General features: G+C 33.8%; 9 protein-coding genes. 3 read left to right on the forward strand and 6 right to left on the reverse strand.

The annotated features are described in order from the left end of the window. Positions 1-99: 99 nt before the first annotated feature. The 3 genes from panB to FWJ34_RS15020 all read left to right on the forward strand — a co-directional run bounded on the left by panB (position 100) and on the right by FWJ34_RS15020 (position 4,214). Positions 100-873, forward strand: coding sequence for a 3-methyl-2-oxobutanoate hydroxymethyltransferase (gene panB / locus FWJ34_RS15010; RefSeq protein ID WP_308256147.1), 774 nt, complete (start codon positions 100-102; stop codon positions 871-873). A 242-nt stretch (positions 874-1,115) separates the two neighbouring features. Next, positions 1,116-3,503, forward strand: a complete 2,388-nt coding sequence (locus tag FWJ34_RS15015) for a dynamin-like GTPase family protein (protein WP_308256148.1) — start codon at positions 1,116-1,118, stop codon at positions 3,501-3,503. Between the two features lie 321 nt (positions 3,504-3,824). Beyond that, positions 3,825-4,214, forward strand: coding sequence for a PIN domain-containing protein (locus FWJ34_RS15020; RefSeq protein ID WP_308256149.1), 390 nt, complete (start codon positions 3,825-3,827; stop codon positions 4,212-4,214). A gap of 44 nt (positions 4,215-4,258) precedes the next feature. Here the strand turns inward: FWJ34_RS15020 and FWJ34_RS15025 are convergent, their stop codons facing one another. The 6 genes from FWJ34_RS15025 to FWJ34_RS15050 form a co-directional block, all read right to left on the reverse strand. Further along, entirely contained in the window at positions 4,259-5,665 is a 1,407-nt protein-coding gene (locus FWJ34_RS15025; protein ID WP_308256150.1) for an efflux RND transporter periplasmic adaptor subunit, read from the reverse strand. 340 nt (positions 5,666-6,005) lie between these two features. Beyond that, positions 6,006-6,596, reverse strand: coding sequence for a GUN4 domain-containing protein (locus tag FWJ34_RS15030; RefSeq protein ID WP_308256151.1), 591 nt, complete (start codon positions 6,594-6,596; stop codon positions 6,006-6,008). Positions 6,597-6,670: 74 nt separating this feature from the next. After that, a complete protein-coding gene (gene leuC / locus FWJ34_RS15035; protein WP_308256152.1) occupies positions 6,671-8,074 on the reverse strand; it encodes a 3-isopropylmalate dehydratase large subunit in 1,404 nt (467 codons plus the stop codon). Between the two features lie 184 nt (positions 8,075-8,258). Continuing rightward, entirely contained in the window at positions 8,259-8,627 is a 369-nt protein-coding gene (locus tag FWJ34_RS15040; RefSeq protein WP_308256153.1) for a YccF domain-containing protein, read from the reverse strand. A gap of 80 nt (positions 8,628-8,707) precedes the next feature. Beyond that, the gene (msrB, locus tag FWJ34_RS15045) at positions 8,708-9,106 is read right to left on the reverse strand and encodes a peptide-methionine (R)-S-oxide reductase MsrB (RefSeq protein ID WP_308256154.1); all 399 of its coding nucleotides are present in this window, start codon (positions 9,104-9,106) and stop codon (positions 8,708-8,710) included. 262 nt (positions 9,107-9,368) lie between these two features. After that, positions 9,369-10,312: hypothetical protein (locus FWJ34_RS15050; protein WP_308256155.1), on the reverse strand; the 944-nt coding region annotated here is incomplete at its 5' end.

Below are 10,312 nucleotides of genomic sequence, written 5' to 3' on the forward strand. Positions count from 1 at the left end.
GATGTACCAGTTCCATCTAGTTCATACTAAATTCTAAATTCTAAATTCCTTAACTATGGCATAATAATCTCTCTACCCATTTATTGCCGTAATTATCCCATGAAAGTTACCATTCAAAAATTACAACAGTGGAAACAAGAAAAACGCCCTATTGTTAGTTTAACCGCTTGGGATTATGCCATCGCCCAATTATTAGATCAAGCAGGAATAGATTTAATTTTGGTAGGGGATTCTTTAGGCATGGTAGCTTTAGGATATTCTAGTACTTTACCTGTGACTTTAGAAGATATGATCCATCACACAAAAGCGGTGTGTAGAGGGATTAATCGGGCTTTGGTAGTAGTTGATTTACCTTTTTTGACTTATCAAACTAATATTAGTCAAGCGATCAAATCGGCGGGGAGAATGATCAAAGAAACGAATGCTGATGCTGTAAAATTAGAAGGAGGTTATCCAGGTATGATTGAGACTGTAAGCCGTTTAACAGAAATTGGTATTCCTATAATAGCTCATGTGGGTTTAACACCTCAATCTGTGAAAATTTTAGGCTATAAACAACAGGGTAAAACCATTGAAGCCCAAGAAAAAATCTTAAATCAAGCCATAGCCTTAGAACAAGCTGGAGCATTTGCTATCGTATTAGAACATATTACCGAAAATTTAGCTATTCAGATCACGAAAACCTTATCAATTCCCACCATCGGTATTGGTGCAGGAAATCATTGTGATGGACAAGTATTAGTAACGGCAGATTTATTAGGATTGTCAGAAAAGTTACCGCCTTTTGCGAAACCTTATACTAATTTACGCCAAACAATTCTTGATTCTGTAACCCATTTTTCGGAGGATGTTAAATCTCGTCAATTTCCTTAATATTCTCCTACAACCTCAGTTCGAGATAAAATAATCAATTTAAGGCTTATAAATTATCAAAAACTCCTCCTTTTTCCCTTTTTCTTACCTAAACTAAAAATTTAACAATGAAACAGCCCCGACCTTAAAAGGTGGAAGGGGAAGAGCGGATTTGTATTTATGATCAATTCTTAACTTATTTCATCGATTTTTTTTAAATTAGTCTAATATAGTAATATGAAACCTACTATTAACACTTTCTCATGACGAAAATTCATCCTCAGTGCGAAAATCTAGCATCTCAAGTTAATCAAATTCTGGAATTAGTTGAGAAAAATCCTGATTTACGAGTTCATCAAGAAACTTCTAAGTTAGAAACATCACTACAAAAAGCGATCGCCCCTAAATTTGAAATTGTGTTTGCTGGGGCATTTAGTGCCGGTAAATCTATGTTAATCAATGGCTTATTAGGTCGTGAATTACTGTATAGTGCAGAAGGTCACGCAACGGGCATTGAGTGTTACATTGAGTATGCCGAGCCAAATCAAGAAAGAGTAGTCTTAACGTTTTTAAGTGAAAGTGAAATTTTAGAACAGATTTTAACCCTCGCTAAACATCTCAATATCAATTTGACGGATATTTATGTCAATCAAATTCATGTAATTGAGCAAATAAAACTACAATGTGAGCAAATTATCAACCAAGAAGGTGGTGTTAATAAATCAGAAAAGGCAAAACAAGCTAACGCTTTAAAGTTATTATTAGAAGGTTTTGAGGATAATAAAGAGAAAATTCACCCCACAATTAACGCTACTTATTCCATGGAGCAATTTAACTTTAATAATCTCACCGAAGCGGCTACTTATGCGCGTAGAGGAAAAAATTCGGCGGTGTTGAAACGTCTTGATTATTATTGCAATCATCCTTTACTTGAAGATGGTAACGTGTTAGTGGATTTACCCGGCATTGATGCACCTATCGAAAAAGATAGAGAGTTAGCTTTCAATAAAATCGAAGATTCTAATACTTCAGTAGTTGTTTGTGTTTTAAAACCTGCCTCCGCCGGAGATTTAACCCAAGCAGAAACAGATTTATTAGAGAAAATTAAGTCTAATTCTTCCATTCGAGATCGAGTTTTTTATGTGTTTAATCGCATTGATCAAACATGGTATAATGGTCAATTAAGAGAACGATTAGATAGTTTAATTAACAGTGATTTTAACCACACTAATCGAGTGTATAAAACTAGCGGTCTATTAGGGTTTTATGGTAGTCAAATTAAGCAAACTTCTTTTAGTAATCGCTTTGGATTAGATAGCATTTTTGCCGATAGTATAAAAGGTTTAGGAGGAGAAGAAGAAACGCCTCAATTTATTAGTGAATTTAATAATTATTGTGCCAATTCAGGTAAATTAATTACTACTAACTTTAAAGTTTCAGTGAATGGTTATGAAACGCCAAATCAAAACTATTTAAGGATTTTGAGCGAATGGGGAATGCCGTTAATTGATCAGTTAATTAAAGATAGTGGCATTGATAATTTTAAACAAGAAATTACCCGTTATTTAATAGAAGAAAAACGCCCTCAACTATTCGCCAATTTAGCTGATGATTTATCACCTATTTGCATCGCTTTAAAGAAAATTTACCAACAATCTCAACAAGAATTAAACAGTCAACCTCAAGAAATTGAGGCAATGAAACAACAAGAATTAAACCGTTTAAATCTTGAATTACAAGACATTGGTAACAATTTTTATGAGTATATTAACGAACAAGTTAACCTAACAGTTACAAGCGAAAATAAAGCCTTTAATCAGGATTTTCAAAGATTACAAACTCGTTTTGTTAACCATCTTGATGAATTATTAAAAACTTTTTCCGTCAGCGACACCTACAGTCGTGCGGTAAAAGCCCATCCCCGTAACCAAACTGCACCGTTAATTGCCGTTTTGGTGGAGGCATTATATTATCTCTCCAATTCCCTTGAAGATGTGTTGATTGAGGAGTTAAAAGACTTAGTTAACAATTTTATCAATGATTTGGTTTTTGATGTGCGACTACAAGACTTTTATCGTCAACTTTACCGTTTATTAGGCAATGATGGCGGTATCGAAAACGATTTATCAGAGTTAGAAAGTCAATTATTCTATGCTTTGAAAACGGCGGCTACTACAGAATGCGATCGCTATGTAAGAGAAACACCGCAGTTTTACAGTGAAGGTACATTTTCTATTTATCAATTCCGGGAAACCTTAAAACAGACAGCACAAAGCTATGATGTCAATGCCATGATAGATGCAGAACCTGCCATTCGTCAACTATTAAAACTAGATTTTGAGCCAAAAGTTAACCGCACAATTCGGGAGGTTTTTTTACAAACAATTAATCAAACCATCAAAACTAATTTGTTACCATTAGCAGAAAAAATGAAAGAGAATATTCTGGAAAAACATGATTTAGCGAGAGAAAATTTACAACAAACTCTCGAAGAAGAAGCCAGAGAAAAAATCGCTTATAATCAGCAATTAATGACAGAAATTAAAGAAGATGCTCAAAGTTATAATAAGGCAGTTTCTAACATTAATAATTGTTTAGAAGCCATGGAAGTTTATGAGCGTAAATTACCATTAATAACCATTCAGGAATAACTAAAATTAAAGTTCGTAGTTAGCCCTAAAGGGCTTTTAAAAAAGACTATCATATTTAGCTATTAAAAATAACAGAAACACTTAATTAATTATGAATCAAATTACCAATACCAAATTCCCCGAAACCATCCAAAACTTAATTAACCAAGCCTAAATAACTGGAGATAGCTTGACTATTACCAAAAATGGAATTGCCCTCGCCTTAATTCAGCCTATTAAGAAAAAGAAAAGAGTTGCTTTTGGAAGTATGAAACATAGAGGTAAAATCCTTGAAGATATTGTTGAGCTTACCTCTAATTTCGTAAGCTGGGATGTTTTATCATGAAAATATTACTAGATACTGGACTTTGGCTTTGTTATCTTTTGGGTAATTCGCTCCTCTCAGAAACCTTAACAAAAGCTATTCAAGATGAAACAAATCAACTATATTTAAGTCCTATTAGTATTTGGGAAGCCTTGTTATTAGGTGAAAAAAAAAGAATAATACTTGAACCTACACCAGAAAAATGGGTAAGAGATAGCTTAGAAGAGCTTGATGTTATTGAAGTGCCTTTAACCTCTGAAATTGCCATTTTGAGTAGAAAATTAGATTTAATTCATCAAGATCCAGCCGATAGTTTTATAGTTGCCACCTCTGTATATTATAAACTTATTCTTGCCACCGTCGATGAAAATTTAACTAAAGCCTCTTGGTTACAAACCTTAAGTTGATTTGTTACTTTTTTTCATTAATGAAGTTTCTTTTTTCTCCAACTTTAGTTAGTACTAGAAGTTAATTCTGCTTCTGTAATCGGAGTCTTATCTCTTAAGTCTAAAATACGAGAAGTAACAATACGATCGCCAGGACGCACACCTGAAATAACTTGAAATTCTTGTCCTTGTATTCTACCAACCGTAATGGGAATTTGTTTAGCAATAAGAGAAGAATCAGAATCACCGGATTGGGCAACAAAGACAAATTTTTGTCCACCTAAACTACTAACGACATTGGTAGGAATTAAAACTCCAGGACGAGTATCCCAAATAATACGAGCACGAACATATTTTTCATCTTTAAAGATGTTATTATTCTCGAATGTGATTTTAATATTAACAGACTGATTTGATTGATCTACCACAGGAGAAATAAAGTTAACATTACCCGAAACCAAGACAGAATTATTTTCATTGAGAATTTCTACAGGAAGACCAATTTTTAAGCGATTAAGGCTCTCACTAGGTACATTGACGTTAAGATGAAATTGATCATTGCTGGTAATAGTAGTAAAAGTTTCTCCTCTATTTAGGTAATCCCCAACTTTTTTCTTTTTAAAATCGCCGACAACACCACTAACAGGGGCGACAATGCTATTAAAAATCAACTCTTGTTGAATACTACCTTTATTTCCTCTAGATTGATCAATAAGTGCTTTATTTCTAGCAACATTAGCCTTTGCACCTTCTATTCTTTCTTCGGCAACTTGCAAGTTACTTAACGCCGAATTAAGGGATTCTTTCGTGGTTTGTACTTGAGATCTTGCCGCTTGTACTGCTTCTTCTTGAGCTAAAACCGTAGCTCTAGTTGTATTTAAGTCTCTAGTTTTATCGTCTAAATCTTGTTTTGGTAGTACTCCAGAATTAACTAAAAATATTGATCTTTCATGATTAACTTTAGCTAATTCTAAATCTGCAGTAGCCCGTTGTAAATTAGCAAGGGCTGATTTTAAGTTTGCCTCTGCACGACTCACATCCGCTCTTAATCCGGCTACCTGCGCTGATGTACTATTTTTTTCTCCTTCCCGTTGTTTTAATTCCGATTCAGATTGATTATACGCTGCTATTTGACTTTGTACGTTTGCATCGGCGGCAAAAACATTTTCTTCTTGTTGAGTAGGCTCTAATTCGGCTATTAATTGTCCTTGAGTTACAAAATCCCCTTCTTGAACAGCTATTTGTCTAATTCTACCATTAATTTCAGGTGCTAAATTAACTCTTTTTACAGATTCTAATGTACCCACATATTCAGTACTATCAATAATTTGAGCTGATGGTAAGGTAGTTATGTTTACCGCTATTGGTGCTGGTGCTGGTGCTTGTGTTTGTTCTTGACTACATCCTGCCGTTAAAACTGTAACTAAAGAAACAGCAGTAAAAAGATTTTTGGCATAAAAGTGATTATTCATAAATACTCATATAAAACTTATTGAGGGCTAAGAGATAGAATGAAAGTGGTTACAATAAGTGTAGCAATTTTTTTCTCTTCAAAAATTAAAAATTATCACAACCCTGAATATTTTTCCCACAAATTGAGTTAATTTATATTAACGTTCGCTATTAGTCATAAAATTTATTTCATGGTGAGATAAAAGTTTTAAGTAATTCGATCACGCACTGCCGCCCAAGGCCATCCCCTCGCAATCAATGAATGGGCTAGAAAACCAATAGTAAACGCAATGCACTGAGTGATAGTCAAAGTGTTCACTCTTGTTGAACTGATAAAATGTAATTTCACTCTGACTTTAATTATTTTTTAATATTACATTGCATCATTCTCTCTGCTAAGACAGAATAAGCTAATCTTCCTCCTGTAATCGAATATTCTGGACGAGGATTCGGAAAATGTCCGATGGGAGCAGTACTTGAGTAATCAAGATTTTCAATGAAAATAATCCAATCATTATCTTTACGCCAACCAATGCGATCGCCAAATTTATTATAAGCATCGTCACCAATAAGTCTTCCGGGGCGATTTCCTGTATCAAGATAAATTGGAAGTTGAACACTAAAACCGAACCTATTATTAGAGTTTTCTAGCCATAATCTATCTATCGTTTTTAAATCCCAACAAGGTAGATTTTTAAACTCGGAAGGAGGAATCCAACCAATAGATTTTCTCCCGGTGGCTTGTAAGATAATATTTCTTGTTTCATCATTAGCTTTACGCCAATTTTGTTGTTCTAAATATTGAGCAAGATGATTAAAATTTACCTTACTTTCTGGGGAAATAAGATCAGGATTTTCATTGAATAAGGCGGTTTGAGCGTAAGTTTTATTGAGGAAATTAGTGGAGATAAAAGTAAAAATAAGGGCAAGAAAAAAAGGTTTAATTTTCATATTTGATAGTCGATAATAAATTATTATTTATAGAAGGGAATGGTAATTCCTAATTCCTAATTCCTAATTCCTAATTAGTGAAGTTCTCTTATATCGGAAACTTTACCATTAATGGCGGCGGCAACTACCATGGCCGGACTCATTAATAAAGTACGTCCTTGGGCTGAACCTTGACGACCTTTAAAGTTACGATTAGAAGATGATGCACTAATTTGATCTCCCTGTAATTTATCAGGATTCATCGCTAAACACATAGAGCAACCGGGTTCGCGCCATTCAAAACCCGCATCTAAGAAAATATGATGTAGTCCTTCTGCTTCCGCTTGTTGTTTTACTCTTTCAGATCCAGGTACGACAAAGGCTTTGACATTATTCGCTACTTTATGCCCTTGAGCAAATTTTGCGGCTTCCCTTAAATCACTTATTCTGCCGTTAGTACAACTACCGATAAAACAAACATCTATGGGAGTACCTTTGAGGGGTTGTCCTTCTTGTAATTGCATATATTTAAAGGCTTCTATGGCAATTTCTTTATCATTTTCAGGTAAGCCGTCTAAAGTAGGTAAAGATTCACTGATACCAATGCCTTGACTGGGAGTAATACCCCATGTAACGGTAGGTTCAATCTCACTAGCGTTAAATGTCACAACGTCGTCATATTCAGCATCAGCATCACTGCGGATACTTCCCCACCATGTCACCGCTTCATCCCATTTTTCGCCTTTTGGAGCAAAATCTCTATCTTTAAGATACTCAAATGTTACTTGATCAGGATTGATATAACCGCAACGAGCACCACCTTCGATAGACATATTACATACGGTCATTCTTTCTTCCATATTCATCTTTTCAAAAGTTGTACCTGCATACTCATAGGCATAACCAACACCACCATTTACCCCTAATTTACGGATAATATGCAAAATTATATCTTTAGCGTAAACTCCTTGGGATAATTCTCCATTTACCTCAATTTTTCTCACTTTTAATTTAGTTAAAGATAAGGTTTGAGAAGCTAACACATCCCTTACTTGAGATGTACCAATACCAAAGGCGATCGCCCCAAAAGCCCCATGGGTGGAAGTGTGAGAGTCACCACAAGCAATTGTCATACCGGGTTGAGTTAAGCCCTGTTCGGGTGCAATTACATGGACAATACCTTGATTACCAGAATTGGTGTTATAAAATCTGATGCCGTTTTCTTTGGTATTATTTTCTAAGGCTTGAATCATCTCCTCTGCTAAAGTATCCACAAACGGACGAGTTTGATTTTCTGTCGGGACGATGTGATCTACTGTTGCTACGGTGCGTTCAGGAAAAAGTACTTTAATATTTCTTTCTCGAATCATGGCGAAGGCTTGAGGGCTAGTTACTTCATGAATCAAGTGTAAACCGATAAATAATTGAGTTTGTCCGGAGGGTAATGTGCCAACGGTGTGTAAATTCCAGACTTTATCAAATAACGTTCCTTTACTCATATTAATTTTATATAGAAAATCCTCTAATTATTTCTATTATCTGTGAGAAACGATGATTTAAGCAATTGCTAATTTAGGAATGAAGAATCAGAAATGAGTCTTACAGGCAAGATGCCTGTTGCACGAGGAATGAGTCTGAGAAATTACCGGCAAGATGCCTGTTTCACAAAGAATTGGGAATGTATTAACGAAATTCTCTGCCAAAGGGAAATAAAGCTAAAGGCACTAATTTAAAATGTTGTTGAGCGAAAGGAATACCTATAATTGTAATAAATAATATTCCGCCAAAAATTAGATGAGATAATGCGATCGCCCATCCACAATAGATAACCCAAATTACGTTTAAGATAGTATTCAGAGTACTGGAATAGTTTGGCGTGATATAATTTTCTTTCCCAAAAGGTGTCATAATCGCAATCCCAATTTTAATGTTTTGCCAACCGAAAGGAATACCGATAATGGTAAGACAAAGAGATAAACCTCCAAAAATATAGCCGATTCCACTAACGAAACCGCCGAAAATTAACCAAATAATGTTGCCAAGTAAAGTCATATTATTGATCTTAAAAAAACTATATAAATATTGTTGGGATTAAAAATTCCCCCTGTGAAAGTATTTAGGGGGGTTAAGGATTATTTTTTCGGTTCAAAATCTAAGGCTACAGAGTTCATACAATAACGTTTTCCCGTCGGTTTTGGCCCATCATCAAATACATGACCTAAATGAGCGTCACAAGCACCACACAGCACTTCTGTACGTTTCATGAAGAAGCTAACATCAGTTTTATAGATAACACTATCTTCTCTCACGGGTTGCCAAAAACTAGGCCATCCTGTGCCAGAGTCGAACTTAGTGTCAGCGGTAAATAATTCATTACCACAGCACACACATCTATAAATTCCATCGGCTTTATTGTTGTTGTATTCTCCGGTAAAAGCTCTTTCAGTGCCGTGTTTTCTGGTTACTTGGAATTGCTCAGGGGTGAGGATTTCTTTCCATTCTGCTTCGGTTTTTTTGATTTTTTCTACCATGATATTTTGAGATTTTATGATTAAAAGTTATAGCAAAGGGCAAGAGGTAAAGGGTAAAGGGCAAATGGTAAAGAAGAAATATAGATTATAAATACTTCTTCGGCGTTTATCATGTCCTAATCAACTCATTTTTGCTATATTTAAGAACACTTTATAAATTTTATCATTAATTTAAGTGATTTATATATTTTCAATCATCAAAACTCAGATGATATTTTTATTTTTTGTTCCTTTGTCTTTAATTTTTATTCTTTATTTATACTTAATTTATTCCCTGAATTATTTTGATTTCTTCCTCCGTTAATCCATATAATTGACAGACTAATAAATCAATTTGTTTTTCTAATTTTGTAGTATCATTATTAGAGTTTTCTTTTTTCAAGTTTAAAATTTCTCTGACTAATTTTTCAAAAGGTTTTTGTAATGTTAAATTAATGTTTTTTGGCATGGGTATTTTTTCAGTAACTTGATTATCAAAGTGCATTGTACGAATAGCCTTAGCAAACACAAAATGATAAACATACCAATTAATTAATTGACTGTGTAGTAAAGCCCAAATAAATTCAGGAAGAATATTGTTATCAAATTCTATTTGATTAATGGTATCTACTAAAATATAATTTTTATTATCAAGAATTGTTGCGGTAATTTGAATATGCTCCACTGGATTAATAATATGAGCTATTATATTTTGAACAAGGATAGAATTAGGTTTAATGAAGGCTTTTTGATCATTAATACTACTGCGATTAATTTTACCTTTAAAACCTTGAATACCATACTTTTGAACTTCTGCACCACCAATAACTAAAGAATCTCCTTTATCACTAATAAATTTTTGCAACATTGCACCTCTTTGATTTTGACTAATATCATTTAAAAATTGACAGTTTTTTAGTATCTTTAAACCGATATTAATTTCGTCAACATTTAAACCATTTAAGAAAAAATCAAACTTCTTAACTAATTTTTTATCAATGATAGTTAAGTATTTTATACTTTCATCAAATCTTTTGGAGGATATATAATTTTTAGCTACAAAATTTTTATACAAAGCAAAAATGCAAACCTCAAGTTTAACGTCTTGCCAAACTTTACCACAGTCAACAATATTAACTATTTCTTCAAAGGTAAAATCTCTAATTTTTTGATAGTTAGATGCAAAAGTAAAAGACTTAGGAATAATATAAGATTGAATACCATTAG

Source organism: Geminocystis sp. GBBB08 (assembly GCF_016743215.1).
Taxonomy (GTDB): domain Bacteria; phylum Cyanobacteriota; class Cyanobacteriia; order Cyanobacteriales; family Cyanobacteriaceae; genus Geminocystis.

What these genes read in the sequence shown, in the direction of transcription:
- FWJ34_RS15040 (WP_308256153.1), bottom strand. Translation starts at nt 8,627, where the DNA reads ATGACTTTACTTGGCAACATTATTTGGTTAATTTTCGGCGGTTTCGTT.
- FWJ34_RS15030 (WP_308256151.1), bottom strand. Translation starts at nt 6,596, where the DNA reads ATGAAAATTAAACCTTTTTTTCTTGCCCTTATTTTTACTTTTATCTCC.
- FWJ34_RS15015 (WP_308256148.1), top strand. Translation starts at nt 1,116, where the DNA reads ATGACGAAAATTCATCCTCAGTGCGAAAATCTAGCATCTCAAGTTAAT.
- leuC (WP_308256152.1), bottom strand. Translation starts at nt 8,074, where the DNA reads ATGAGTAAAGGAACGTTATTTGATAAAGTCTGGAATTTACACACCGTT.
- msrB (WP_308256154.1), bottom strand. Translation starts at nt 9,106, where the DNA reads ATGGTAGAAAAAATCAAAAAAACCGAAGCAGAATGGAAAGAAATCCTC.
- FWJ34_RS15020 (WP_308256149.1), top strand. Translation starts at nt 3,825, where the DNA reads ATGAAAATATTACTAGATACTGGACTTTGGCTTTGTTATCTTTTGGGT.
- panB (WP_308256147.1), top strand. Translation starts at nt 100, where the DNA reads ATGAAAGTTACCATTCAAAAATTACAACAGTGGAAACAAGAAAAACGC.
- FWJ34_RS15025 (WP_308256150.1), bottom strand. Translation starts at nt 5,665, where the DNA reads ATGAATAATCACTTTTATGCCAAAAATCTTTTTACTGCTGTTTCTTTA.